Here is a 26,946-nt window from a genome sequence, read left to right as displayed (position 1 = left end):
CTATAGGGCGCAGTTCACACTGCTGCGCCCTACGCCAGGGCCTGTGCCAACAGGGTAATCGGGTGTTCGCAGCGCTTGCTGGTCGACATCTCGATTTGCCATTTACAGGTTTCGCAGTCCGTCACCACCAAATCGGCCCCACTCTCCTCAATCTGGCGAAACAGCGATGCGCCAATCCCTTGCGAAGTCGCATAGTTCTCGGATTTAAATCCGTAGGTGCCGGCAATGCCGCAACACTGCGAATCCAATACCACCAGCTCCAGCCCCGGTATCTGCCGCAATAATTCCAGCGTATAGGCCGTCCAGCCCATTTTCTCCATGTGACACGGCGTATGGTAGGCCACCCGCAATGGCGTGCGCTTCAGCGGCAGGCTGCGCCCCTGATTGAGCAGGCGGTACAGATAGCGCGTCGCCAGCTCCACCCGTTCACGCACCGCCGAGGTATCCACCTCCAGCAAATGCGGGTATTCGTCACGCAGTGTAAAAGTACAGCTCGATGATGTGGCCACAACAGGGATGCCGCGCTCCAACACCGCCTCATGCAGCGATTCGGCATTCACCTTGGCCTGTTTCTTGGCCTGGGCGATAAAGCCGTTGGCAATCAGCGGCACACCGCAGCATTTTTCGCGCTTAAGCAGCTGCACGCCGATATCCATCGCATTGAAGACTTTGATCAGATCCTTACCCAGCTGCGGGTGGTTGTAATTGACGAAGCAGCCGTGGAAAAAAGCCACCTGCTCAGCGTAACGCTGTTGGGCCTGCGCTTGCTGGCGGTACCAGCGGCGGAAGGTGCCGAACGAGTATTTGGGCAGTTCGCGACGGTGATCAATTTTCAACGCCTTGTCCAGCAGCGCGCGCACCGGCTTCAACCCGGTGGCAGCGTTGACGATCGGCGCAAACGGCGTCGACAGCGAGCCCATGATATCGGTATGACTGAGGATGGCGTCGCGCAGCGTCGGCTTGCTCTGGGCAAAGTCGGCACGCGCCCGCTGAATGATATCGCCAATTTTGACGTCGGACGGGCAGGCCACCTCACAGCGTTTGCAGTTGGTGCAATACTTCAGCGCTTCGTCGTACAGCGCCGGATCTTTTAACCGTAGGCGTTCGCCGTCCGGCCCAGCCTGCTTGGGCCCGGGATAAAGCGGATTGACCTTGGCCACCGGGCAATAGGTGGTGCAGACGGTGCACTTGATGCAGTTCTCAAAACTGTTGTCTTTGTGCAGGCTCATGGTTGCTCCTCCTGTGCCGCAATCTGTTGCGCGACATGCAATGCTCCCACCAACGAAACACCTGCACCGCAGCCCTGCTGCAGCGGATCGTAGCCGCCGGTCACCGCCCCTATGGCATACAGGTTACTCAAAGGCTCTCCCTGCCTTAGGGCACGCAGTTGGTTATCGGTGCGTACCCCAAACTGCAAATAGGGTTGCGGAGCAAACAGCTCGCGACAACTCCAGTCTGCACGCTCCGCCTTACTGTCGACATCCAGTCCAAATACCGGTTCACGTATGCCGTCGAAGTCCGCCACCAGCCCATTACTGAAAAAACTGCCGCTGGCCAGCACCACCTGCTGCGCCACCAACGGAATGTCGGTGTGGTTGCGGGTATAAACACCGGTGACTCGCCCAGCTTCAATATCCGCCCGCAGCACGCTGTCCCCCGGCATAAAAACGCCGCCCAATTGCTGTAATCGCGAACGCAGCGCCTGGTGCAACCTCATCCCGAGCACTGAAGGCGGCAGCGTCGGCAGCAGGCGAATCGGTTTGCCGACCGCCGCCTGCAGCGCCGCCAATGGCGCGTCATCCTCCAGCCCCAGACAGGCCGGCAAGAATATCGCCTCGGCGTCCGCAGCCAACCGCCGAAGCTCGTCCGCCATTGGCGTCAGGTTTTCCGGCAGATCCAGTACCCTGGCGATATTTACCGCTCGGAACTCACTGGGGTTATTGCGCAGCCGGTCCAGCGCCGGCAAGTGCATATCTGCCACCTCAGCCCGAACGCCCAGGGACTGCGTCAGGGAACTGGCGGCCAACTGTGGCTGAAAATCCAAAAAGCCTTCAATGCCGATCACCGCAATGTGCCGCCACGGCAGTTCACCGCCTAACGGCGTAACGGGGATAGCCTGCGGGCTGAGCCAGGTCGCCCGGCGTGTGCCCAGCGGCGTGATGCGCAGATGATTGCGTTCGCTGTCACCCTGTAAATCAAGCCCACAGCGCTGTAGCAGCGATGCAGCTTCACCCGACAGCGCCGCCACCCGCTCGGCACCGATCAACGCATAGGGATGCCGGGGTGCCTGTGTTGCCAGTGCGGACAGCGCCGCCAATGGCTCTGTCACCGGGGTGCCGTCGGGCAGTTGCGCCAACAGATCAAGCGAGCCGGATGAAAAATAGAGTGCACTCTGGCCAGAACTGACCACCGCACAGCGCTTGCCCTGTTCCGCCAGGCGGATGGCGCAGGTCATACCCGCCAGGCCACCGCCAATCACCACTACGTCAAATCGCATCATCGGCCTCCTGTTCCCCCCGGGCATCGAGCCCGCACAATCCCTGGTAAACCCAACTGGTAAATTCACTTTCGCGCAGCGCATCGCCCCAGGCGATAGGCCGGACGCCTTTCCAACGCTCGTTGAGGAAATGCGATAGCTGGTCGATCGACTGCTGCGGGGTGGTGACGTTAAAGCGTGTCAGCAGCCCCGCGGCACGGCAGGCGCAAAGCTCCCCCTGGCAGGTGCCCATGCCAACGCGGGTACGGCGACGCAAATCGACCAGGTTATTGACGGTGAGAGAGTTAACCGCATAACGCACCTCGCCGGCGGTCACCGCTTCGCATTCGCACACCAGGCTGTTGTCCAACCGATCCCCCGCCGGTACGCGGTTTGCACGGTCGCCGTGGCGATAAACCGCCGAGCCACGAATACTGGCAGGCAAAGACACCACGCTACGCACCGTTTCTTCCGCCGACTGACGAGAACCCGGCAACGCCTCCTGTGCGGTAGTGCAGGGGCTGTCTACCCGAAGCTTTTCGCACACTTTATCGGTCGCCCACTGCGCCATCAGCCGGTAGGTCATCAGCTTGCCGCCGGTGATGGTGATAAAGCCTTCCAGACCGTCGCGGCTGGCATGATCGAGCAGCACGATGCCACGGCTGACGTTGCGACCGCTAGGGTCGTCGTCACTGGCTACCAAAGGCCGAACGCCGGCATAAGCACGCAGAATTCGGGTTTGCGCCAATTCAGGTGCCAGCAGCGCGCCCTCGCGGATTAAAATGTCCACTTCCTGCGGGGTCACCAGCATGTTGTCGATCTGATCATAATCAATGTGGGTGGAGGTGGTGCCAATCAGCGAGATGGTGTCGCCCGGAACCAGAATGTCGGCGTCCGCCGGCTTGCGGCAGCGGTTGATCACCATGTTGTTGATGCGATGACCCAGGATCAGCAAAGCGCCCTTAGCCGGGAACATGCGAATTCGCAGATCGGCATATTCGGCAATCTGCTGACCCCAGATACCGGCAGCGTTGACCACCACTTCGGCGTGAATATCATAACGGCGCGACGATTGATGGTCGAAAACACGCACTCCGGTAACGCGATCGCCCGTGCGTAATAAACCGACCACCTGGTGATAAGTGAGGATCTGTGCGCCATGCTCACGGGCATCGAGCATATTGGCGGCGGTCAAACGGAAAGGATCGACAGTGCCGTCCGGCACGCGCACGGCACCGATGAGCGCCGGATTAGCCGCCGGCTCCAGCCGCAACGCCAACTGCGGATCAATAGCTTCAGCGTTGATACCGGCGCTGTGGCAGGAGACAATAAACTGCTGTTGGTAAGCCAGCGAATCCTGCGGCAGGGTGATAAACAGCCCGTCGGTTCGCTCGATGCAGTGGTGCGCAATGCGTTTGAGGATACGGTTCTCTTCTATGCATTCGCGCGCAGATTCGCCGTCGGTTACCGCATATCGCGCACCGCTGTGTAGCAGGCCGTGGTTGCGCCCGGTCGCGCCGGTCGCGATATCATGACGCTCCAGCAGTATGCAACGCAGCCCGCGGCGTGCGCAGTCACGAGCAATGCCCGCGCCGGTCGCGCCGCCGCCAATGATGATCACATCCGTTTCGTTTTCTGCTGAATGGCTGCTCATGACGCTCCCTCTGGATCCGTGGTTATTGCCCTATTGGGCCACAGTCATTGGGGTCTTTGTTTGATAAGGAACAATAACGAACTTAAAACGAAAGTAAAATGTCCACAAAAAACCACGAATGTGATCACAATCACGATTTTTAGGCGTTTTTCTATTTCATAACGTTAACGAATCGCTCAAAATCCGCCGGTGTTTCATAAAAGTGTAACATTTGCGCCATTCATCACAGCGACACCAGGCGGTTTTGACTAGGATGACGCTCGTTATGGAACAAAAAAACACCACATTCGATATCCGCTCAATCATCAAATGAACGTAAAAGATCATATTGATGTGATAACTAGATAAAGCCATCGGAGGCGCTCATGTTGAGTATTTTTAAGCCGGCAGCACACATTTCACGTGTGCCGGTCGACAAAGTCGACCCGCTGTACCGTAAATTGCGCTGGCAAATATTTATGGGGATTTTCTTCGGTTATGCCGCCTACTACCTGGTGCGCAAGAACTTCACCCTGGCCATGCCTTACCTGATTGACCAGGGCTTCAGCCGCGGTGACCTCGGTTTCGCGCTGTCCGGTATTTCCATCGCCTACGGTTTCTCAAAATTTATCATGGGGTCGGTTTCTGACCGCTCCAACCCACGCGTGTTCCTGCCCGCAGGCCTGATTTTGGCTGCTGCGGTCATGCTGTTCATGGGCTTCGTTCCATGGGCGACATCGAGCATCGCGGTCATGTTCGTGCTGCTGTTCCTGTGCGGTTGGTTCCAGGGCATGGGCTGGCCGCCTTGTGGCCGCACCATGGTGCACTGGTGGTCGCAGAAAGAGCGTGGCGGTATCGTTTCGGTCTGGAACTGCGCCCATAACGTGGGTGGCGGTCTGCCACCGCTGCTGTTCTTGCTGGGTATGGCCTGGTTCAACGACTGGCACGCGGCGCTGTACATGCCGGCCTTCGGTGCCATTCTGGTAGCCCTGATCGCCTTTGCCCTGATGCGCGACACCCCGCAATCCTGCGGCCTGCCGCCGATTGAAGAATACAAAAACGATTATCCGGACGACTACACCGACAAAGCGGAAGAAGAGCTGACGGCCAAGCAGATCTTCATGCAGTACATCCTGCCGAACAAACTGCTGTGGTACATCGCCGTAGCTAACGTGTTCGTTTATCTGCTGCGTTACGGCATTCTGGACTGGTCACCGACCTACCTGAAAGAAGTGAAACACTTCGCGCTGGACAAGTCTTCATGGGCTTACTTCCTGTACGAGTATGCCGGTATTCCGGGCACCCTGCTGTGCGGCTGGATGTCGGACAAGGTGTTCAAGGGTAACCGCGGCGCTACCGGCGTGTTCTTCATGACGCTGGTGACCATTGCCACCGTCGTTTACTGGCTGAACCCGGTCGGTAATCCTGGCATCGATATGGCCTGTATGATCACCATCGGCTTCCTGATTTACGGCCCGGTCATGCTGATCGGCCTGCACGCACTGGAACTGGCGCCGAAGAAAGCCGCCGGCACCGCCGCAGGCTTCACCGGTCTGTTCGGTTACCTGGGCGGCTCTGTTGCAGCCAGCGCCATCGTCGGCTACACCGTTGACTACTTCGGTTGGGACGGCGGCTTTATGGTGATGATTGGCGGTAGCATCGGCGCGGTAGTGCTGCTGTTGCTGACCATGATGAGCGAGAAAAAACACCACGCGGAAATCGCTGCCAACAAACGCGGTTAAGCGTCATACAACTTTCGCATTATTTAAAGGCCGCCTTGCGGCCTTTATCTGATGACAAACACCCGAAAAATGGGATTTTCGGGCGTTTGGAGTAGCTCATAAGACATAATCCTTTGTTTTTATTAGTCCCCAGATCATAACGTTTAACTGCAAAGGACTTTGTCAGCAGTCTTAGGCCGGTTAATCACCGGCCTTTTTACTACCCCTGCACCTACAACATGGAGAACAACAATATGCGGACTCAAGTCAAAGCCCTGCTGGCAGGGATTATCCTGGCCACCTCAATGGTCAGCGCCGCACAAGCCGCCGACAAGGTGGTGATCGCCCACCGTGGCGCCAGCGGTTATCTGCCGGAACACACGCTGCCAGCGAAGGCCATGGCCTACGCGCAGGGCGCGGATTTCCTCGAACAAGATCTGGTGATGACCAAGGACAACGAGCTGGTGGTGTTGCATGACCACTACCTCGATCGCGTCACCGACGTAGCAGAGCGTTTCCCGGACCGCGCGCGCAAAGACGGCCGTTATTACGCCATCGACTTTACGCTGCCTGAAATCAAGTCGCTGAAGTTCACCGAAGGTTTTGAGATCGAAAATGGCAAGAAGGTACAGGGTTACCCGGGTCGTTTCCCGATGGGTAAATCCGACTTCCGCGTCCATACCTTCCAGGAAGAGATCGAATTTGTGCAGGGGTTGAATCATTCAACCGGCAAAAACATCGGTATTTACCCGGAAATCAAAGCGCCGTGGTTCCATAAGCAGGAAGGGAAAGACATTTCCAGCAAGGTGCTGGCGGTTCTGAAACAGTACGGCTACACCGGCAAGGGCGATAACGTCTATCTGCAATGCTTCGATGCCAACGAGCTGAAGCGGATTAAAACCGAGCTGGGACCGAAAATGGGCATGGATCTGAAGCTGATCCAATTGATCGCCTATAACAAGTGGCAGGAAACCTACGAGCAGAAAGCCGACGGCAAATGGGTGGAATACGACTATGACTGGATGTTCAAACCGGGCGCGATGAAGCAAATCGCCCAGTATGCCGACGGCATCGGACCGGACTACCACATGCTGGTGGTGGCGGAAAAATCCAAGCCGGGCAAGGTGGTGCTGACCGACATGGTGAAAGAAGCGCATGCCAACAAGTTGGCGGTGCACCCATTCACCATCCGCGCCGATGCGCTGCCAGACTACGTGACCGACGTGAATCAGCTGTATGACGTGATTTACAACCAGGCGGGCGTGGACGGCGTGTTCACCGACTTCCCTGACAAGGGCGTGCAATTCCTGCAAAAGCAGGGCCAGCACAAGTAATACCAATCAGGGCGCCGCAAGGCGCCCTGTTCATATCAACCCAGGAACATTTTCCGCAGGTAATGTGGCACCGCGTCGTCGACGTTGGAGCCAATGACTTCCAGCTCAGGCAGTTTATCTTTCAAACGCTGATGCGCGTAGCGCATGATGCAGCCTTTACCGGCCATCGACAGCATTTCCAGATCGTTCATGCCGTCGCCGAAGGCGATGCACTCTTTCAACGTATAACCGATGATCTTGGCCACTTCTTCCAGCGCATGCCCTTTTGACACGCCACCCGCCATCACTTCCAGACAGGTTGGGAACGAGAAGCTGACGTTAACCCGATCGCCCCAGCGTGCATTGATGGCATCTTCCAGCGGCAGCAGCTTTTCGTGATCGTCGCAGGTGAAGTACACCTTGCACACGCCGTCGGTTTCCAACAGGCCCGGTTCGAACAACTGGTACTGGAAAATGGATTCCTGGAAAAACTCTTTCTGTTCAGGGCTTTCGCGGTTGATGTACCAGTCGTCGTTGCGGTAGACGTTGGTGGTGATATCGGCATCGTTATGCAGCATGCCGTAAAGGTCGCGGGCAATGTCTTCGGCCAGGTTATGGCTGAAAATCAGCTCACCGTCGGTGTTGTGCACGCGAGCGCCGTTGGACGTGATCATAAAGGCGCTGATGTCGAGGTTATCGCGGATCTGCGCAACGTCGATATGGTGACGCCCGGTAGCGAAGACGAAATGTACCCCACGCTGGGTCAGCAGCTTCAAGGTCTCTTTGGCGTACGGGGACAAGGTGTGGTCAGGTGACAGCAGCGTGCCATCTAAATCGGAAGCGACGACGTGATACATAGCGGTATGTTCTAACCTCTGATGGAGTGGTCGGCGGTAGGGGTACCACCTAAGTGTTGAGCAAAGAAACGCAGGATTGCGTTCAGTGCTTCGGCGCGCATCGCGTCCCGCTCAAACAGGATCTCATGCCGTGCGCCTTCGATAACCTGCGGTTTTTCCCCTTCGCAAGGGTGCCCCGCTTCTGACAATGCCTGACAAAAAGCCTGGTGAGAGCGGTTGTCGACCACCCGATCCTCCCCGGCCTGCAATAACAATAGCGGCGTAGTGATGTTAGCCGCCTGAGCGATGATATCCCGACCGGCCTGGAGACTTTCTCGCACCCAATGGTAAGTGGGCCCCCCCACCTGCAGCTCGGGATAGTCGGCGTAATAGCGCAAGCAGCGCCGATAACGTTCACGACTGTGGGTCAACACGTTGACCACGTACGGCAGTGGGCGCCACTGGCCGGTGCCTATCGCATAGTACTCACGCACCTTCGGGTGCTTCTCCGCCCAGTCAAGAATGCGATTGGCCATCCAACCCGGCATCGGTAAATAAATGCCGAACATTGGCGCACAAAACGCGGCGGCGTCAAAGGCCTGCGGCTGACGAGCCAGGAATTGCGCCAGGATCGCGCCCCCCATTGAGTGCGCCAGCGCAAAGCGTTGCCGGTAACCGCGTGGCTTCACTTCCTGCTGATAGAACTGGGTGAAATCGTCGACGTAATCGCTGAAGTTTATCACATGACCACGGTGCGTATCCGCCAGCAAACGGCCGGAACGGCCTTGCCCACGGTGATCTAAAATCATCACATCATAGCCACACTGGAACAGATCGTAGGCAACCTCTGGATATTTAACGTAACTTTCGATGCGGCCGGGGCTTACCACCACCACCCGCTGATGACGCGCAGAACAGAATCGTACGAAGCGGATGGGTACGCCGCCAACGCCGATGAACTCGCCCTCCTCACGCAGCCGCCAAAAGTCCAGCAGCGGGCCGGTGGCGAAAGCAGCAAACTGCGTTTCACGCGTTAACCAGTCATCGGTGCTAAGAGTAAACGACGTCATCAAATGCTTTTCCCTGAGCCGCCAGCGGTAAAAATGTGACCGCTGGCACAAGAAATAATACTAGCGTATTGTGATTCAATTCCTACAAAAACCGAATCATTTTGGCACAAATTGGCGCTTTCAGGGAGCACTGCAATGACTTTGGACTGGTGGCTAACCTACCTGCTGACAACCCTTATCCTCAGCCTGTCACCCGGCTCTGGAGCGATCAACACCATGAGCACCGGCATCAGCCACGGTTATCGTGGGGCAGCAGCCTCGATCGCCGGGCTGCAGGTCGGGCTGAGCCTGCATATCCTGCTGGTGGGCATTGGCCTGGGGGCGCTGATCTCGCAGTCGCTGATGGCTTTTGAATTGCTGAAATGGCTGGGTGCCGCTTATCTGGTGTGGCTCGGTATTCAGCAGTGGCGCGCCGCCGGTTCGCTGGACTTGCATACGCTGGCGGGCACCATGCCGCGCCGCCGTCTGTTCCGCCGCGCCGTGCTGGTGAATCTGACCAACCCGAAAAGCATCGTTTTTCTGGCGGCGCTGTTTCCACAGTTTATTTTGCCCAATCAGCCCCAAGCCGAGCAGTACCTGGTACTCGGCGTCACTACGGTGGTGGTCGATATCATCGTGATGATTGGCTACGCCACTTTGGCGACCCGTATTGCCGGTTGGCTGAAGACCCCACGCCAAATGCAACTGCTGAACCGCATCTTTGGCTCGCTGTTCATCCTGGTCGCAGGGCTGCTGGCCACGGCCCGAAAAGCCTGATGCAAAAGGGCCGAACATCGCTGTTCGGCCCTCTGGTTCACTGCCCCAAAATTAACGGGTAAAGATCAGGTGCAAGCCGAAACCGGTGAACAATACCCCCGCCAGTCCGTCGATCCATTTAGCCAAGCGTTGATAGCCCCGGCGCATTGCCGGTAGCGCAAACACCACGGCCACTAGGCTGAACCAGACAAAAGTCTCGGCAATGATCAACAGGAACAGCCCCCAGCGCGCACCGGCGCCCACGTCGTCACCGACAAACAGTGAAAACACGCTGCCGAAATAGATAACGGCCTTTGGATTTGACAGGTTGGTCAGAAAACCGCGAATAAAGCTGCGTCCCGGCTTAGGCAAGGCCACTTTCACTTCCGGTGCTGGCGTTGATTGTGCATTCTGAGAGCGTGCGGAGCGCAGCAGCTGCCAGCCCATCCAGCACAGGTAAATCCCCCCGCCCACCATAATAACCTGATGCAGCCAGGCCATTTTTTGCAGGATCAGGTGCAGGCCCATCAGCGCCACGCCCGCCCAGACGACGATGCCCAGCGAGATGCCCACTACCCCCATCATCGCCTCACGGCGTGAACGGCTGGCGGCGGTTTGCGAAACAAAAAAGAAGTCCGGCCCCGGGCTCATCAGCGCAATCAGGTGCACCAGCGCCACGGTCAGAAATAACATCAGCATGATTTACTGCCCTTAGTCTTCGTCATTATCGAGATGATCGCGGATCATCGCCATAAACGGGGCGCCAAAACGCTCCAGCTTACGCTGGCCAACGCCGTTAACGCTCAACAGATCGCCGGCCTTGATTGGCATCTGTTCCGCCATTTCCAGCAGCGTAGCATCGTTAAACACCACGTAAGGCGGAATATTTTCTTCATCGGCAATCGATTTACGCAGCTTGCGCAGTTTGGCAAACAGTTTGCGATCGTAGTTGCCGCCGTAGGATTTCTGGTTGGCACTGCCACGCGATTTCAGGCTTTGAATACGTGGCACCGCCAGTTGCAGCTCCAGCTCGCCGCGCAACACCGGGCGTGCGGCCTCGGTCAGCTGCAATGCCGAATGCATGGCAATGTTCTGAGTAATAAACCCCAGGTGGATCAACTGACGCAGCACGCTGGTCCAGTGTTCGGTGGTTTGGTCGCGGCCAATGCCGTACACCGGCAGCTTTTCATGGCCGTATTCGCGGATACGCTGATTATTGGAGCCGCGTAACACCTCGACAATGTAGCCCAAACCGAAACGCTGCCCGACGCGATAGACACAAGACAGTGCTTTGCGCGCATCTTCCAGCCCGTCGTAGCGCTTGGGCGGATCCAGGCAGATATCGCAGTTGCCGCAGTTCTGATGTTTGCCCTCGCCAAAATAGTTAAGCAGCACCAGGCGGCGGCAGGTTTGCGCTTCGGCAAATGCGCCCATGGCGTTCAGCTTGTGGCGCTCGATGTCCAACTGTTGTCCGGCAGGCTTTTCTTCCAGGCAGCGGCGCAGCCAGGCCATATCGGCCGGGTCATACAACAAGATAGCTTCGGCGGGTAGGCCATCGCGCCCGGCACGGCCGGTTTCCTGATAATAAGATTCGATATTGCGCGGAATATCAAAGTGCACCACAAAGCGCACGTTCGGTTTATTGATGCCCATACCAAAGGCGACGGTGGCCACCACCACCTGTAAATCGTCACGCTGGAACGCTTCCTGCACCTGGGCGCGGCGATCGTTGTCCAGCCCGGCGTGATAGGCACCCACGCTCAGCCCACGGCTTTGCAGGCGCGCGGTGGTGTCTTCCACCTTGGCCCGGCTGTTGCAGTAAATAATGCCGCTTTTGCCGCGTTGGTCCTGTACAAAACGCCACAGTTGATCGAGAGGTTTAAACTTCTCCACCAGCGTATAGCGGATGTTCGGCCGGTCAAAGCTGCTGACCTGTACCAGAGGGTCCTGCAGTGCCAGCAGGCGCACGATGTCGCCACGGGTAGATTCATCGGCTGTCGCCGTCAGGGCTATCACCGGCATCGCGGGGAAGCGTTGCTTCAACTGCCCCAAGGCACGGTATTCTGGGCGGAAGTCGTGGCCCCACTGCGAGATACAGTGTGCTTCGTCTACTGCCAGCAACGCCGGCGGACAGTGGTCGAGCAGATCGAGAAAGCTGTCCATCATCAGCCGCTCGGGAGCGATGTACAGCATTTTGATCTGGCCGCTGCGGCACCCCGCCATCACTTCGAGCTGCTGCTCACGCGTTTGCGTCGAGTTATAGCAGGCGGCGGAGACGCCATAGGCCAACAGCTGATCGACCTGATCTTTCATCAGCGAAATCAACGGGGAAACCACTAACGTCAGGCCATCCATCACCAGCGCCGGGATTTGATAGCACAACGATTTACCGCCGCCGGTCGGCATAACAACCAGGCAATCCTGCCCGCCGATCGCCGTGTTGATAATCGTTTGTTGACCCGGTCGGAATTGCTGATAGCCGAAGGTATCGCGTAATACCTGCTCTGCCAGCAACTCTTTGTTTATCACTGCTGCGGTTGACACACACTTCCCCATTTTTTGCTGCGTAGCGACGCCTGTATGACGGCCGGATTACATAATATCGTTAAGCATGACACCAACGCCAACCCGTGTCTGCCGGAAGTTGTAATCAATCAAGGATTCGCCGTAACCGCTGAAGACTTGCGTGTAGAAACGCACGTGCTTGCTGATCGGGTAGCTCCAGCCCATTTCCGCGCCGCCGTAGCCGCTGTTCCAGTTATAGTGGCTGTCGACGCTGAAGATGCTGTCACCCCAGGCATAACCGACTTTCAGGCGGTAGTAGCCCATGTATTTGGTGATATCCGGGTTATCGTCGCTGCTGCTGCTTTCCGAGAAACGGAACCAGGGCTTCAGATCCACCTGCCAGTTGCCGTTTTGCGCCATAAAGCGCGCGTAACCGCGGTTCCAACTGCGTGAGGTGGGATCAGAACGGCCGTTGGACTGGTGATTGAGGCCCACTTCCACATCGCGCAATGTCCAGCCGGCGAAGCGGTAATCGGTCGCCCAGCCGAGGAACACCTGCGGCTCGTAGTTGGTTTCGCGAAACGGTGATGATTCACCGTGGTTGGAAAGCTGCCACCAGGAGCGCTGAGTATAAGATGCACCCAGCACCGAGTTGTCGCCCGCAATGCCGCGCCACAGTGGGAATGCCAGACTAAGCTGGAACTTCACCTCGTCCTTGCGGGCGTTATCGGACCAGTTATAGGACTGGATGGCTTCTTTATTGATATTGCTGGTATCGGTATACAACACATAGTTGGTTTCATACGGATACAGCGTAAATGGGTTGTCGTGATCCTGCAGCATGTTGGCAATAATGCTGCCGCGTACCGCCGGTTTATCATGAATTTGCTGCTCTTTGGCTTCTTCCGCCTGTACCAGCAGCGGCGCGGCCAGCGTGGCCAAAACGATCCCTGACAAAATGCGCATAACGTTCCTCACCCCAACAAAAAATGACAAACTCTGAAATAAAAACAGGCCATTTTACACACAAAGGAGATTTTACAGCAGCACGGCGTGTATTTATTGGATTAGTCTGGAAAGCAACAAAATATAGGCATAATATCAACAAACGGTTAACCTGGACTGACCAGTTTACTTCCCTACGACACAGAACAAGAATGGGTATTTATGTCTACCACACCACTCACACTAGAAGCCGCACGCCAAAAAATTGGCGAAATCTTTGTTTATCACATGCCGTTTAACCGCGAGCTGGGTCTCGAGCTGCGCCGCTTTGACGACGACTACGTGGAGCTGAGTTTCACCAATCAGCCCAAGCTGGTTGGCAATGCGGCCCAGAAGATCCTGCACGGCGGGGTGATCGCCTCGGTGCTCGACGTCGCCGCCGGGTTAGCCTGCGCCGGTAGCGTGCTGATGCGCCTGGATCCACTGATCGAAGAAGAAGTCGCTAGCCGTCTGTCGCGCATGGGCACCATAGATTTGCGCGTTGATTATCTGCGCCCGGGCCGTGGCGAGCACTTTATCGCGGCGGCCAGCGTATTGCGCAGCGGCAACAAAGTCGCGGTCGCCCGCGTTGAACTGCATAACCACGATGGCCTGCACATCGCCAGCGCTACCGCGACCTATCTGGTCGGGTGATTGTATGCGGTGAGGCTCTTCAGTACACTCACCGCATCTCCGTTTTTCCCATCTGAGTAACGTCATGGACGCACAGCAAACGCGGCAGGGCATCTTCTTTGCTCTAGCCGCCTATTTTATTTGGGGCATAGCTCCAGCCTATTTCAAACTGATCCAACAGGTGCCTGCGGATGAGATCCTCACCCACAGGGTTATTTGGTCATTCTTCTTTATGCTGGCGCTGATCACGCTCGGGCGTAACTGGTCGCAGGTGCGCGCCGCCTGCCACAATCGCAAACGGCTGTTCTTGTTGGCGGTGACCGCGGTGTTGATCGGCGGCAACTGGCTGCTGTTTATCTGGGCGGTGAATAACCACCATATGCTGGAAGCCAGCCTAGGGTATTTCATTAACCCGCTGGTGAACGTGCTGCTGGGGATGCTGTTCCTGGGTGAACGTTTCCGCCGCATGCAGTGGATAGCGGTGGTACTGGCATTCGCCGGCGTGTTGATTCAGCTGTGGCAATTCGGTTCGCTGCCGATTATCGGGCTGGGGCTGGCATTTAGCTTTGCGTTCTACGGTCTGCTGCGCAAGAAGATCGCCATCGACGCGCAAACCGGCATGCTGATTGAAATCCTGTGGCTGCTGCCGGTCGCGGCTGCGTATCTTTTCCTGTTCGCCGACAGCCCAACCAGTCACCTGAGCGCCAACCCTTGGTCGCTGAACCTGCTGCTGGTGGCAGCCGGCATCGTCACTACCGTACCGCTGCTGTTCTTTACCGCCGCAGCCACCCGCCTGCGCCTGTCGACACTCGGCTTCTTCCAGTATCTCGGCCCCACGCTGATGTTCCTGCTGGCCGTCACCTTCTATGGCGAAACTGTCGGCCAGGACAAGCTGGTGACCTTTGGCTTTATCTGGGCCGCACTGCTGTTGTTTATCCTCGACGCGCTCTATACCCAACGCAAACTGCGTTGAAGCAGCGCTAAGTTGAAGCCGGGGTGGCGCGGTTGGAAATGAATCGTGCCATCGCCGGGCCAGTCAGCAAGATGGTGAACAAACGCAGCGTCTGCATCGCCATCACGAAAGACATGTCGACCCGACTGCCGGCGGCGATGATCGCCACGGTATCCAGCCCACCCGGGCTGGTCGCCAGATAGGCGGTCATCAAATCCACCGGCAGGAAACGCGTCAGCATCCATGCCAGCAGACCGCAAAACAGCATCAGCGCGACGATCGACACCACCATCTGCGGCAAGGTACGCAGCGCCAACAAAAAAATCGGCCGGGTGAAGCGCAGCCCGACGCTCCAGCCAATCAGGGTATAAGCCAGGGCCAACAGCCATTCCGGCACCTGTAACGCCATGGTACCGCTGGAATGCAGCGTCGCGCCGATGATCATCGGCAGCAACAACGCGCCGGAGGGAATACGCAACCGGGGGCCAAGCCAGGCGCCGACCACGGCAATGCCCAGCGTCGCCGGGAAACGCCAATCCAGTGAAGGGAACCACTCCAGCATCGCGCCGCCATGCCCCGCTTCATCACCCAACCCAATGCGCGCCACCATCGCCGCCGCGGTTGCGACAAACAACACCCGCAGGTATTGCATAAACGCCACCAGCCGCACGTCGGCACCGAAGTCCCCGGCCATCGCCACCATCGCCGATGCCCCGCCGGGCGATGAGCCCCAGGCACCGGTTGGCCCCGGCAGACTGCTATAACGCACCAGACACCAGCCAGAAACTCCGCTGGCCAGCAGCGTAGCGATCAACACCAGCAGCACCAACGGCCAGTCATCCAGTAACGGTGTGAGAATAGCAGGAGAGAGACTTTGCGCGATCATGCAGCCCAGCACCGCCTGTGCGGCGATGAACAGGTAACCTGGAATGCGAACCGTGGCGCCCAGCAGCCCCATGGCCACGCCGACAATCATCGGCCCCAGCAACAGTGCAGCGGGAATATGGAATCTTTGAAGGCCAAACCCCAGCACCAGCGAAGCCAGCAGCAGGATCGACCATTGGATCAAGCGGGGAAACCTCTCCATCAAAACGCATGCCTTACGGACAGATAAGCCAAAGGGGCATTCTACCCCTATTTAGCAGGCTAAGCGTTGGTCGACAGAAGAAATATCGGGCGAACAGGTTCGCCCGTCAGCTTACAGCCAGTTCTTGCGTTTGAAGTACAGATACGGGGCCAGCCCCGCCAGGATCATCAGGCTGATGGCGCCCGGATAGCCGAACGACCACTTCAGCTCCGGCATAAACTCGAAGTTCATCCCGTAGCTTGAGGCCACCAGCGTCGGTGGCAGGAACACCACCGACACCACCGAGAAGATCTTGATGATGCGGTTCTGTTCGATATTGATAAAGCCCATCGCCGCCTGCATCAGGAAGTTCACCTTCTGGAACAACGATTCGTTGTGTGGCAGCAAAGATTCGATGTCGCGCAGCACTTCACGCGCCTGCTCCAACTGACCGGTCGGCAAACGCGCCTTACGCACCAGGAAATTCAGCGCACGCTGGGTATCCATCAAACACAATCGCACTTTCCAGCCGATATCTTCCAGTTCGGCCAGCGTCGACAGCGCTTCGTCGTATTCATCGCCCTGATGGCCTTCCATAATCACCCGGCTGAGCTTTTCCAAATCGCTGTAGACGTTTTCAATTTCGTCCGCCAACTGCTCAATCTTGGTTTCGAACAGATCCAGCAACAGCTCGTAAGCGTTGCCGTCCACCATCGTCAGGTTACGTGCGCGCATGCGGTACAGGCGAAACGCCGGCAGCTCACGCTCGCGCAAGGTATACAGACGGCCATCACGGATGGTGAAAGCTACGGTGGAGTTACCGGCATGGTCTTCCGCATCTTCAAAGTAGAAGAAGGAGTGAATATGCAGGCCGTCTTCGTCTTCGAAGAAACGCGCGGAGGCTTCGATATCATCCAGCTCCGGACGTGTCGCCAGGCTTTGGCCCAGCTCGTTTTGCACGCGTTCACGCTCGCCTTCTTCCGGCTCAACCAGATCAACCCACAGCGAGGTGGTGAGATCATCGGAGTCATCCAACTCCAGACGGGACAGGCGGCTTTTATCTAATTTAAACGCGCTCAGCATCTGCTAAAACTCCCTTAGGGTGACAGGGGTAAACAACGCGTGGAAGCACAGAAACAGAGGGGTGTTGCATCACCAGCTTGTTTCAGACCATGAAGGATCTGACTCGTAGCGACACTTAAGAGGTCGCCGACAACCACGAAGGCTATCAGCTCGATGGGATAGCCTTAGAAGTTGTACCTGTTGTTGTCCAGGTCAGTGAGCCAGTATCTACTGGGTGTGTCCAAGGCGTATGTCCTCATTGATAATAGTGCGCGCATGTTACGCCGAGAAGAAAAAGTCTGTCAACCGGTTAGGCCCGATAATTGCGCAACAATTCATCGCCATAACCAATGGGACAAAATCGGTTTAATCCGTGATAAAGGGTAACGAAAAAGTCGCGGGGATCTCTGACCGCGTCGGTGAATATTGCTAATATGAAGCCACGATAAGCTTGCGGACTTTAACGATGAAACAGATTACCGCCCACGACCTGACCGCCATGAGTGAGCAGGCCGCTAAAGTGGCTCGCCTGCGCGCGCACCGTACGTTACACGACGAGTTGAGCGAGCCGGTGCAGCGACTGGCGATTGCCATGGAACCTGGCACCTATATTCGACCGCACCGCCATCCGCAAACCTGGGAACTGTTGACACCGCTACGCGGCCGCTTTGTGGTATTGCAGTTTAATGAGGAAGGTGTCGTCACCCAACGCACGCTGCTGGGTGAAGAAACCAAAGTACTGGAGATGCCGGCGTTTACCTGGCATGCCGTGCTGTCGGTTGATCCCGGCGGCGTGGTGTTTGAAGTAAAACAGGGGCCTTATCAGGCGCTGTCGGAAGAGGACTGCATGCACTGGGCTCCTCCGGAAGGTGGTGAAGGCATCGAAGCTGTGATGCGCTGGTATGCCACCGCGCAAGTTGGCGATCGCTATACCCGTACGCTTTAAGCCTGAGTGCTGGGGCGAAGAGATTCGCCCCTTTGGGTTCGGCGGCTACTGCCCCGCTACACCGTTTCCAGTCTGGCATAGGCGGCCACCAGCCACTTGATGCCTTCCCCTGGGAACGCAATTTGCAGCCGACTGTGTTCGCCGCTGCCTTCCAGATTGACGATGGTGCCTTCGCCAAATTTAGGGTGACGCACTCGCTGCCCCAGCTTGTAGCCGGTATCGTTTTCACTGATCGGCGTGCCCATACGACGATGGCTCACCGGTCGCGATACGCTGGCACGCAACCGCACTTCTTCCACGCACTCCTCCGGCAGTTCACCGATAAAACGCGAAGGCCGATGGTAAACTTCCTTGCCGTACAGACGGCGCGTTTCGGCATAGGTCAGCGTCAGTTTCTGCATGGCACGCGTCAGGCCAACGTAGGCCAGACGACGTTCTTCTTCCAGCCGCCCGCCTTCATCCAGCGACATCTGGCTCGGGAACATCCCCTCTTCCATACCGACGATAAACACCAGCGGGAACTCCAGCCCCTTGGCCGAGTGCAGGGTCATCAACTGCACCGCATCCTGATAGGCATCGGCCTGGCCTTCGCCCGCCTCCAGCGCAGCATGCGACAAAAATGCCTGCAGCGGCATCAGATCCTGATCTTCATCCTGATAGCTGTATTGACGGGTTGCCGTCACCAGCTCCTCAAGGTTTTCGATACGCGCCTGGCCTTTCTCGCCCTTTTCCTGCTCATACATAATGAACAGCCCCGAATCGCGGATCACCCGGTCGGTCTGTACGTGCAAGGGCATATCGGCGGTTTCATGCGCCAGTGAATCCACCAGTTCGGTAAAGCGCTGCAGCGCAGAGGCCGCACGGCCGGCCAGCACCTTGTCTTGCAGCAGGGCGCGGGTGGCCTGCCACAGGGTCAATTGACGATCGCGCGCCGTTCGACGCACTTCGTCCAGCGTCCGGTCGCCAATGCCACGGGTCGGGGTATTTACTACGCGCTCGAACGCAGCGTCGTCATTACGGTTGGCTATCAGCCGCAGATAGGCCAGCGCATCCTTGATTTCCTGACGTTCGAAGAAGCGTTGCCCGCCGTAAATGCGGTAAGGCATGGCGGTTTGCAGCAGCGCCTCTTCCAGCACGCGCGACTGGGCGTTGCTGCGGTAAAGGATGGCGCAGTCATTCAGTGCGCCGCCATTTTCCTGCCAGGTTTTGATGCGGCTGACGACAAAGCGCGACTCGTCGAGTTCGTTGAACGCGCAGTAGATAGAAATAGGTTCGCCATCCCCGCCCTCTGTCCACAGGTTTTTACCCATGCGCCCGCCGTTGTTGGCGATCAGGGTGTTGGCTGCCTTTAGAATATTGCTGGTCGAACGGTAATTTTGTTCCAGAAGGACGCTCTGCGCACCGGGGAAGTCCTTCAGGAAACGTTGAATATTTTCCACCTGAGCGCCGCGCCAGCCATAAATCGACTGGTCATCGTCACCCACGATCATCACGTTGCTGTTATTGCCGGCCAGCAGGCGGATCCAGGCATATTGAATGCTGTTGGTATCCTGAAACTCATCTACCAGTACATTGGTAAAACGTTCGCGGTAATGGTTGAGGATATGCGGTTTGTTCAGCCACAGCTCATGGGCGCGCAGCAACAGCTCGGCAAAATCTACCAGCCCGGCGCGATCGCAGGCTTCCTGATAGGCCTGGTAGATACGCAACCAGGTTGCCTCCACCGGATTATTATAGGTCTCGACGTGTTGCGGGCGCAGGCCCTCATCTTTTTTGCCGTTGATGTACCACATCGCCTGACGCGGGGGCCATTGTTTCTCGTCGATATTCAACGCCTTGACGATGCGTTTGAGCAGGCGGAACTGGTCGTCGCTGTCGAGGATCTGGAAATCCTGCGGCAGATTGGCATCCATGTGATGTGCGCGCAGCAACCGGTGAGCCAGCCCGTGGAAGGTGCCGATCCACATGCCACCCTGACTGGTGCCAATCAGATGTTCGATACGGTGGCGCATTTCCGCCGCGGCTTTGTTGGTGAACGTCACCGCCATGATCGAATACGGCGAACAGTTCTCTACCGACAGCAGCCAGGCGATGCGGTGCACCAGTACCCGTGTTTTACCGCTGCCCGCGCCGGCCAGTACCAACAGGTTGCCACGTGGCGCCGCCACGGCTTCGCGTTGTTTTTCATTCAGGCTGTCGAGCAGATCGGAAACGTCCATAGGCACCATTAATTGGTAAGGGAAAGCGCGTCAGCGACGCGATTCCACTGGGAATTTATACAGAGTTCTGGCAGGGATTATAACAATGCTGTCAGCGATGCCAACTGCGAAATCTCAATATGTGGCAGCAGCCGGCTATCGGCAGCCTGCATCAGGCTGCGCTGACGGTCGTTGATCCAACAGGCCTGCAGGCCTGAGCGCAACGCGCCGGCGACGTCGGTGGTTAAATCATCGCCGACGTGGAGAATATGCTCAGGGGCGATGCCTAAACGCTCAGCAGCCGACTGGTACATGTCCTGATAAGGTTTAGCGCGGCCATCCGGCCCGGAGCGCAGCACAAACTGAAAGTAACCGTCCAGCCCGCACTGCGCGGGATCGGCATTGCCGTTGGTGATCGCCACCAGCGGAAAGCGTTCGCCCAATGCTTTCAACGTAGCGTGGGTAGCTTCAGGCACTTCGATGCGGCTGCGCCACAGCGCAAAATTCTGCATCGCCGCGTCAGCCCCTTCAGCAGCCTGGGCATCACGCAGCCCCTGACGGCTCAGCGCCAGGTGGATGGCACGCCAACGCCACTGGGTGACGTCGTGGTAAATCTCTGGATCCTGTTCACGTAACTCTTGGCGCAGGCGGTGAAAATCCGCCGACTGGAAGTGGTTCAGCCCGGGATGATAATTCTGCAGGAAAGCCACCGACTGCAATTCGGTCTGTTTGATCACCGGACGGTTGTCGTACAGCGTGTCGTCCAGATCGAAGGTCAATGCCGCCAGCGGGCGTAGCGGACGATAAAAGTGCATCAGGATTTCCCCCGTTTGGCGCGTGGATGCGCGGCATCGTACACGTTCGCCAGATGTTGAAAGTCGAGGTGGGTATAGATTTGGGTAGTGGTCAGATTGGCATGGCCAAGCAGTTCCTGCACCGCACGCAGATCGCCGCTGGACTCCAGCATATGGGTGGCAAAGGAGTGACGCAGCTTGTGCGGATGGATGTGGCTGTTAACGCCCTGCTTGACGCCCCACTCGGCAAAACGTTTTTGCACGTTACGGGTCGAGATGCGTTTTCCCTGATTGGACAGGAACATCGCATCGTCTGACGGCCCGAACAGGTCGCGCATCGCCAGCCAGTGTTCCAGCCAGGTCACGGCGGTGCGGCCGACCGGCAGCTTGCGCTCCTTGCTGCCCTTACCCAAAACCCAAATTTCACCGGCGGCCAGATCGACGTGGCGACAGTCCAGCCCCACCAGTTCAGAAAGACGCAGCCCTGCCCCGTACATCACCTCAAGCATAGCGCGATCGCGTACCGCCAGCGGATCGTTGAGATCGATATCCAGCAGCTGATTCATTTCATCGACGTCGATGTTTTTCGGCAGATGACGGCCACTGCGTGGCGTGCGGATCCCTTTGGCGGGGTTGGCTATCAGCATGCCCTGGCTGACCTGCCAGTCGAGAAAACTGCGTAATGCCGACAAGCGTAACGCGAGGCTGGAAGACTGCAGGCCGGCGCGTTTACTGCGCGCCGCCAGCATCCGGACTTTGGCGGCGTCCAACGACGGCCACTCCGTGATGCCCATATCCTGAGCCAGCGCCATCAGCGCCTGCAATTGGCGTGAATAGCTTAACAGCGTCAAGGGGCTGAGCTGGCGTTCCACCTTCAGATAGCGCAGAAAGGCATCGACCGGCTGTTGCAGGCTGGCCGCCAGCGGGGTCATGCGCGTTCGATCCAGCGTTCCAGCAGTTCCGGCAGCATGCGCGCCAGTTGATTAAGCATCACCGTGCCCATGCCCTGCTGATAATGTTGCGTATCGCGGCTGCTGAAAATCACCATACCCAGCTCGCCCTCATCACCCAGCATCGACAGCGCTACCGAGCCGACCAGTTTGGCCTGCGGCAGCAACAACAGCAACTCAGGACCATTAAGGCTGCCAAGAAAGTGCTGTTGGTCACCCAGACGCTGAATGCGTAACGGTTCAAACGAAGAGCGCGTCAGGGCAAGGTGAGTGAAATCGGAAGGTGCGCCGATTTTCCAGCTTTCGGAAAACAGGCGGATGTTGGCGCCGGCCAAACCGAAACCGCGCGCCCAACGCTGCAGGCGGTTAAGCATATCCTGCAGGCTGTCGGCGGTGGCCAGGTTGGCCTGCAAATGCAGCAGGCTGGCAAACAGCGTTTCGTTGGCGCTGGCCTGCTCCATCAGCAGCGTGATTTCTTCTTCCAGCCGATGGATGTGATTGCGCTGGCGAGCCAGATGCCACTCGACCAACGATACGGTGCCGCGAACGGGATGGGGAACGCGCATTTGCTCCACCAACCGCGCGTTGCGCATAAAGAAATCCGGGTTTTGCAGCAGAAACTGCATCACGGCGTCGTCATCAAGCTCAATGCCTGCGACAGCCTGGTCCTCAACGCTCTTCATAGATGAATAAATCCGTCATATACATGGGTTGCCGGACCGGTCATAAACAGCGGGCTGCCCGGCCCTTTCCAGCGAATATGCAGGCTGCCGCCCGGCAGTTCTACATGCACCTCTTCTGACAGCAATTCCTGTTGAATCCCTACTGCCACGGCCGCACAGGCTCCGCTACCGCAGGCCTGCGTTTCGCCAGCGCCGCGCTCATAGACGCGCAGTTTAATGTGCTCGCGACTGACAATTTGCATAAAACCGATGTTGGCCCGTTCCGGGAAGCGCTCATGCCCTTCCAGCACCGGCCCAAGCAGCTCCACCTTGGCGGTTTTTACATCATCCACCTGTAAAACACAATGTGGATTGCCCATCGACACCACGCCGCACAGCACCGTATGTTCCGCCGCACGCATGATGTAGGTCTTTTCTTCTTTGGTTGCGCGAAACGGCACTGCCTGGGGATCGAAGTTCGGCTCACCCATATTCACGCACACCAGATCATCGTCGGTCACGCTCAACACCATGCGCCCGGTCTGGGTACTGACGCGAATATCGCGCTTGTTGGTCAAGCCTTTCAGCCGTACAAAGCGGGCAAAGCAGCGAGCGCCGTTACCGCACTGCGCCACTTCACTGCCGTCGGCGTTAAAAATGCGGTAATGGAAATCCAGTTCCGGATCGTAAGGCGGTTCTACCACCAGCAGCTGGTCAAAGCCAACGCCCAAGTGCCGATCGGCCAAACGGCGGATCAACTCGGGTGAGAAATAGACATTCTGTGTAACGGCATCGACCACCATAAAGTCGTTGCCCAGACCGTGCATTTTGGAGAACTGCATATCATACTCCGCTATCCGTCTTGGGTTTGCGGTGACTCACGCCGCCGCAAACAAGGTGTTACTGGTCGCTCATCGACGGTTTTTGCTGAGAGCCAGAAAGTTCCTGCTGATTTTTCTGTACCTGATCGCCGGTCTGAACCTGGGTAGCCGGTTTCTTAGTGCTGGCCGGATCGGCTGGCGGGAAGTACAGCGGGCCCTTCAGGCCGCAGCCGGAGAGCCCGGCAAGCAGAACTGCCATCAGCGCATAGCGTAGTTGTTTTTTCATTTGCATTAATGCCTGTAATTCATGCGTCCAAGGTCTCTATAATCGCAGGTGGATCATGAAAAGCAATAGGAATTGAATATGAACGACAGTGAGTTTCACCAGTTGGCTGACCAACTGATGCTGAATATTGAAGAGACCCTGGACGATTTTGGCGGCGATGCGGACATCGATTACGAAACTAACGGCGGCGTAATGACGTTAAGCTTCGAAAATGGCACCAAAATTGTGATCAATCGCCAGGAGCCATTGCATCAGATTTGGCTGGCGACCAAAACCGGCGGCTATCACTTTAACTACCGTGACGGCGTGTGGCTGTGCGATCGCAGCGACCGCGCCTTCTACCCCTTACTGAGTGAAGCGGCCAGCGCACAGGCCGGCGAAGAGGTGACGTTTTCCTAACAATGGCAGCACTCGTCGTCAAGGCTCAGCCTGCTGAACCTTGACGATATCAATGCAGTTGAAACTGATGCTTTAGCGGTTGAGCTGCGCCGTCGGTCAGGGGAACGCACAGGCTCGACAACACGTTGCTGCGGAACGGGATCACCTGGGTGCGACCATCAAGCTGCACTATCTGATAGAACTGCGGTAAGTTGAAGTTGATAAAGCTGGAGCCATAGGTGAAGCGATCGTGCGAGGACGAGTAGAAACGGCTAACGTCACGCACCAGTTCCTCTTTACTGCCTTCGCAATGGTGATAAACCTCAACCCGGTTAGACTCATCCAGAATATAGATGTTAAAGCCTTTGTCGTCCGAGGTGTCTTCGAAGAAGAACTGAATAATCCCTTCGCTGGCGAAACCGTCCACCACCGGCGGCAGATGCACCTGATCGGTTTCCACTTTGATCGACAGGCCGTGCAATTTGTTGTTGGAAATGGCGCCGTAGAACTCCACCGCGTTTTCCAGCTTCTGCACCGACACGCTCAGCCGTTCGAAGAACAAGCCCCAGGTCTGGCCGGCAACCCGTACCGCTTTGAAACGGCCCGGCTCCAGTCGGGTGCTGGACAGGCGTAGCTCAATACACTCCGACACCAGCTGCTGTATACGGGTACGGATCAGGCCGCGCAGGTGCTGACTGTAGCAGAACACCTCGACCGATTCCGGCGGCGCGGCATCCTGGTGCATTTTGCCGAGAATGGTCTTCAACGCTTCCAGCACCGATTGCTCGCCGCTGAAATGCAAAGTACGCACTTCGTTCCAGGAGTTGCGATACAGCAGATCGATACTGCCCACCAGGCACTGCTGTTGCTGACCAAAGCTGAATACATCGAGCTTGCGGAAATCGAAATGCACCACCTGATTGCGGAAGGCGGCGGTCGGATCGTTTTCCAAATTGACGATTATCGCCAGGTGGCGAATTTCGCACGGGCTGTACAGCGCTTTTGGCGTAGGGGCCGCCAGCCGCAGCGGGAAGTGGTGCGACACATCGGCCACCAGCTCCTGCAGTTTTGCGGTATCGCACAGGTTGCCGCTCTTGATGTGCAGACGGGTTTTCGGCGTCAGCAGCCCGTTAAAATAGGCCCAGGCCACCAGCTTGTTGAGGTAGCGGTTATATTCCAGCGGCTGATGACTAACAATCGAGTCCATGGCCGGTGCCTGGTTATAAAGATACCAGCCGGTGCGGTTGGCGCGGCCAATCGGCACGTGAATAAAGGTCAAGTCGTCTTCTGACAGGTCCGGCGAAATCTGTGGGTTCACCAGCGTCACCTTGCCGGGCAGCGCTTCAAACGCGGCGTACAGCTTACGGGTCAGCACGCCGATATCCTGCGGGCTGGCGCTGACGCTAAGGTTGTTGCGGCGAGCGAAGCGGATCAGGTTGCGATAGCTTTGCATCATCGCATCCAACAGTTCGTTGTGTGCTTCACGTACCCGTTCGATTTTCCAGTTGGCGCGATTATCCAGGATCGCCAGACGCTCTTCGTCCCAGCCCCATTCGCTGACCAATTGGCTGAGAATTTCACGACGCCAGCCGACGCACGCATTGGCGCGGGACAGTTTTTCACAGACTTTCAGGTAGAAACAGCGGCGGACCAGGTCAAGGCGGGTAGTGTCGTTGATTTGATTCAGGTAATGCGTAACGCGTTCGAGCATCATACAGTAGGCGTCGAGACCAAAGCAGACGATCTCGCCCTGATGCAGGCGCTGTTTGATGTCCATCGCCAGCAGCTGCGTATTCGGGTATTCCCAGGAATAGGCTTCCAGCAGCAGGGTTTTCAGCACCGCTTTGTAAGGCGAGTCGATGCTTTTGTACAGTTGCCACAGGCTGGCACCGAAATATTCTTCCGCCGACAGCGTGCTCAGACCGCCGAGATCCAGCCATTCGTTCGGCGTTAACGCGCCTTGCGAGTAAAGCGACAGCACATACTCATCGTAGTGTGCTTCTTCTTCGCCCGGCACCATGTTCCACAAAATACGTTTGCCAGCCAGGCGCACCGCGGTGCGGTAAAATTCGTCCAGCAGCAGGATATGTTGGGTGGAGCCGCAGTCTTCGCCCCCCAGGCTGCCGCTTTCGTTATGACGGAAGCGGTTTTCATCGATCAGGAAGAAGCTGACTTCCACCCCCATCGACGCCGACCATTTTTCCAGCAGGCTGCATTTTTGCTGTAGGCGGTTACGCTCTTCGTTGTCCAGCCAGGATTGGTGGCACACCCAGATGTCGAGATCCGAGCTGCAACTCTGGCCGATCGACGAGGTGCTGCCCATCGAGTAAACCCCGGTAATCGGCAGTTCACCGCTGGCCATTTTGTCAAACGGGCTGCCCCATTTGTCTTCTAAATCGTTGAGGTAATCTTGTTGGGTTTCATCAGGCGTGTAGAGGCAGACGCCATGGGGAACGTTACCGTTCAGGTAACCTGGCATCAGTGGATGGTGGTGATGCAATAAGGTAGGCAGCAGACTGTATACCCGTTGAAACGCGGGCTTCATGGCCGCTAGGGCGCGATCGATTCGTAATTGATTGATCGCATCCAGTCTCTGCTTCAATGTCTCGATGTAGAGGTACAAGACGTCTCGCCTGATTATCCCGGTGTTTAGAAAAAAACCCGTATTCCATAAGTGCCGTTAGTGTTGGAAGAATATTTGGCAACTTATTGTTGGAAACGTGATCAATTTAACACCTTGCTGATTGACCGTAAAGGAAGTAACGCTTCACTATTATTGTAGCGCCACTCTAAACGATTTACCCGCAGTGTTAACTGCCCCAAAACACATCACACGTCCCGTTGATTCCGTTGTCCTTTCTTCGCCTATGGCTTCTTGCACTGACAGTTTTCACACTCAGTGGTAGGATGAACGGCGAATTATAA

Annotated in this window: 24 protein-coding genes; 7 read left to right on the top strand and 17 right to left on the bottom strand. The window is 57.0% G+C overall.

The annotated features are described in order from the left end of the window. Positions 1 to 29 precede the first annotated feature (29 nt). Genes glpC through glpA form a run of 3 tightly spaced genes read right to left on the bottom strand, consistent with a single transcriptional unit; the run spans position 30 to position 4,130 of the window. Entirely contained in the window at positions 30 to 1,229 is a 1,200-nt protein-coding gene (gene glpC, locus AAZT04_RS21680) for an anaerobic glycerol-3-phosphate dehydrogenase subunit GlpC (RefSeq protein WP_261110203.1), read from the bottom strand. Further along, positions 1,226 to 2,497: a glycerol-3-phosphate dehydrogenase subunit GlpB gene (gene glpB, locus AAZT04_RS21675; RefSeq protein ID WP_116691457.1), complete on the bottom strand. Its 1,272-nt coding sequence runs from the start codon at positions 2,495 to 2,497 to the stop codon at positions 1,226 to 1,228. The genes glpC and glpB overlap by 4 nt, the downstream gene beginning before the upstream one ends. Then, positions 2,487 to 4,130, bottom strand: a complete 1,644-nt coding sequence (gene glpA / locus AAZT04_RS21670; protein ID WP_020824787.1) for an anaerobic glycerol-3-phosphate dehydrogenase subunit A — start codon at positions 4,128 to 4,130, stop codon at positions 2,487 to 2,489. The genes glpB and glpA overlap by 11 nt, the downstream gene beginning before the upstream one ends. 365 nt (positions 4,131 to 4,495) lie before the next feature. Between glpA and glpT the strand changes: the two genes are divergently transcribed. Both glpT and glpQ read left to right on the top strand, forming a co-directional pair. Next, on the top strand, positions 4,496 to 5,851 hold the full coding sequence (glpT, locus tag AAZT04_RS21665) for a glycerol-3-phosphate transporter (protein WP_020824786.1): 1,356 nt from the start codon (positions 4,496 to 4,498) through the stop codon (positions 5,849 to 5,851). A 233-nt stretch (positions 5,852 to 6,084) separates the two neighbouring features. Further along, positions 6,085 to 7,164 carry a glycerophosphodiester phosphodiesterase gene (gene glpQ / locus AAZT04_RS21660; RefSeq protein ID WP_434681678.1) on the top strand — a complete coding sequence of 360 codons (1,080 nt, stop codon included), beginning with the start codon at positions 6,085 to 6,087 and terminating at the stop codon, positions 7,162 to 7,164. A 35-nt stretch (positions 7,165 to 7,199) separates the two neighbouring features. Here glpQ and yigL read toward each other — a convergent pair whose 3' ends face one another. Both yigL and pldB read right to left on the bottom strand, forming a co-directional pair. Then, positions 7,200 to 8,000 (bottom strand): sugar/pyridoxal phosphate phosphatase YigL, encoded by an 801-nt coding sequence (gene yigL, locus AAZT04_RS21655; protein WP_434681676.1) that lies wholly within the window; start codon positions 7,998 to 8,000, stop codon positions 7,200 to 7,202. An 11-nt stretch (positions 8,001 to 8,011) separates the two neighbouring features. Continuing rightward, positions 8,012 to 9,049 (bottom strand): lysophospholipase L2, encoded by a 1,038-nt coding sequence (gene pldB, locus AAZT04_RS21650; protein WP_046374738.1) that lies wholly within the window; start codon positions 9,047 to 9,049, stop codon positions 8,012 to 8,014. Between the two features lie 135 nt (positions 9,050 to 9,184). Here pldB and rhtB point away from each other — a divergent pair, with 135 nt between their 5' ends. Next, positions 9,185 to 9,805 (top strand): homoserine/homoserine lactone efflux protein, encoded by a 621-nt coding sequence (rhtB, locus tag AAZT04_RS21645; RefSeq protein WP_020824782.1) that lies wholly within the window; start codon positions 9,185 to 9,187, stop codon positions 9,803 to 9,805. A 51-nt stretch (positions 9,806 to 9,856) separates the two neighbouring features. Here rhtB and rhtC read toward each other — a convergent pair whose 3' ends face one another. From rhtC to pldA, 3 genes are read right to left on the bottom strand one after another with little or no spacing between them, the layout of a single operon-like run. Continuing rightward, complete coding sequence (gene rhtC, locus AAZT04_RS21640) at positions 9,857 to 10,483, bottom strand: threonine export protein RhtC (protein WP_020824781.1); 627 nt, start codon at positions 10,481 to 10,483, stop codon at positions 9,857 to 9,859. Between the two features lie 12 nt (positions 10,484 to 10,495). Continuing rightward, a complete protein-coding gene (gene recQ / locus AAZT04_RS21635; RefSeq protein WP_020824780.1) occupies positions 10,496 to 12,328 on the bottom strand; it encodes an ATP-dependent DNA helicase RecQ in 1,833 nt (610 codons plus the stop codon). A 48-nt stretch (positions 12,329 to 12,376) separates the two neighbouring features. Continuing rightward, positions 12,377 to 13,255, bottom strand: coding sequence for a phospholipase A (gene pldA, locus AAZT04_RS21630; RefSeq protein ID WP_020824779.1), 879 nt, complete (start codon positions 13,253 to 13,255; stop codon positions 12,377 to 12,379). Positions 13,256 to 13,456: 201 nt separating this feature from the next. On the opposite strand from pldA, the gene AAZT04_RS21625 reads away from it, so the two are divergent. Together AAZT04_RS21625 and rarD are read left to right on the top strand one after the other, a co-directional pair. Next, a complete protein-coding gene (locus AAZT04_RS21625; RefSeq protein WP_020824778.1) occupies positions 13,457 to 13,927 on the top strand; it encodes a thioesterase family protein in 471 nt (156 codons plus the stop codon). A gap of 64 nt (positions 13,928 to 13,991) precedes the next feature. Beyond that, a complete protein-coding gene (gene rarD / locus AAZT04_RS21620; RefSeq protein WP_260629419.1) occupies positions 13,992 to 14,879 on the top strand; it encodes an EamA family transporter RarD in 888 nt (295 codons plus the stop codon). Positions 14,880 to 14,886: 7 nt separating this feature from the next. On the opposite strand, the gene AAZT04_RS21615 is transcribed toward rarD, so the two are convergent. Together AAZT04_RS21615 and corA are read right to left on the bottom strand one after the other, a co-directional pair. Next, entirely contained in the window at positions 14,887 to 15,945 is a 1,059-nt protein-coding gene (locus AAZT04_RS21615; RefSeq protein WP_046374739.1) for an AbrB family transcriptional regulator, read from the bottom strand. Positions 15,946 to 16,056: 111 nt separating this feature from the next. Further along, positions 16,057 to 17,007: a magnesium/cobalt transporter CorA gene (corA, locus tag AAZT04_RS21610; RefSeq protein WP_020824775.1), complete on the bottom strand. Its 951-nt coding sequence runs from the start codon at positions 17,005 to 17,007 to the stop codon at positions 16,057 to 16,059. Between the two features lie 445 nt (positions 17,008 to 17,452). Between corA and AAZT04_RS21605 the strand changes: the two genes are divergently transcribed. Next, positions 17,453 to 17,932, top strand: a complete 480-nt coding sequence (locus AAZT04_RS21605) for a WbuC family cupin fold metalloprotein (RefSeq protein ID WP_020824774.1) — start codon at positions 17,453 to 17,455, stop codon at positions 17,930 to 17,932. A 56-nt stretch (positions 17,933 to 17,988) separates the two neighbouring features. Here the strand turns inward: AAZT04_RS21605 and uvrD are convergent, their stop codons facing one another. The 6 genes from uvrD to lptM form a co-directional block, all read right to left on the bottom strand. Next, on the bottom strand, positions 17,989 to 20,151 hold the full coding sequence (gene uvrD / locus AAZT04_RS21600; RefSeq protein ID WP_434681671.1) for a DNA helicase II: 2,163 nt from the start codon (positions 20,149 to 20,151) through the stop codon (positions 17,989 to 17,991). A 77-nt stretch (positions 20,152 to 20,228) separates the two neighbouring features. Further along, on the bottom strand, positions 20,229 to 20,945 hold the full coding sequence (gene yigB, locus AAZT04_RS21595) for a 5-amino-6-(5-phospho-D-ribitylamino)uracil phosphatase YigB (RefSeq protein ID WP_129982559.1): 717 nt from the start codon (positions 20,943 to 20,945) through the stop codon (positions 20,229 to 20,231). Further along, entirely contained in the window at positions 20,945 to 21,856 is a 912-nt protein-coding gene (gene xerC / locus AAZT04_RS21590) for a tyrosine recombinase XerC (protein ID WP_434681669.1), read from the bottom strand. Before xerC ends, yigB begins: the two co-directional genes overlap by 1 nt. Continuing rightward, positions 21,853 to 22,557: a DUF484 domain-containing protein gene (locus AAZT04_RS21585; RefSeq protein ID WP_020824770.1), complete on the bottom strand. Its 705-nt coding sequence runs from the start codon at positions 22,555 to 22,557 to the stop codon at positions 21,853 to 21,855. Before AAZT04_RS21585 ends, xerC begins: the two co-directional genes overlap by 4 nt. Further along, positions 22,554 to 23,378: a diaminopimelate epimerase gene (dapF, locus tag AAZT04_RS21580; protein ID WP_020824769.1), complete on the bottom strand. Its 825-nt coding sequence runs from the start codon at positions 23,376 to 23,378 to the stop codon at positions 22,554 to 22,556. Before dapF ends, AAZT04_RS21585 begins: the two co-directional genes overlap by 4 nt. A gap of 58 nt (positions 23,379 to 23,436) precedes the next feature. Further along, on the bottom strand, positions 23,437 to 23,643 hold the full coding sequence (gene lptM / locus AAZT04_RS21575) for an LPS translocon maturation chaperone LptM (RefSeq protein WP_020824768.1): 207 nt from the start codon (positions 23,641 to 23,643) through the stop codon (positions 23,437 to 23,439). 78 nt (positions 23,644 to 23,721) lie between these two features. Between lptM and cyaY the strand changes: the two genes are divergently transcribed. After that, positions 23,722 to 24,042 carry an iron donor protein CyaY gene (gene cyaY / locus AAZT04_RS21570; RefSeq protein ID WP_129982561.1) on the top strand — a complete coding sequence of 107 codons (321 nt, stop codon included), beginning with the start codon at positions 23,722 to 23,724 and terminating at the stop codon, positions 24,040 to 24,042. A 49-nt stretch (positions 24,043 to 24,091) separates the two neighbouring features. Here cyaY and AAZT04_RS21565 read toward each other — a convergent pair whose 3' ends face one another. After that, positions 24,092 to 26,644 (bottom strand): class I adenylate cyclase, encoded by a 2,553-nt coding sequence (locus tag AAZT04_RS21565; protein ID WP_048762216.1) that lies wholly within the window; start codon positions 26,642 to 26,644, stop codon positions 24,092 to 24,094. Positions 26,645 to 26,946 lie beyond the last annotated feature (302 nt).

The organism is Serratia sp. Je.1.23.a, assembly GCF_051129805.1.
Lineage (GTDB): Bacteria > Pseudomonadota > Gammaproteobacteria > Enterobacterales > Enterobacteriaceae > Serratia > Serratia liquefaciens.
Note: the sequence above shows the minus strand (reverse complement) of the source record. Positions and strands in the feature narration are given on the sequence as shown.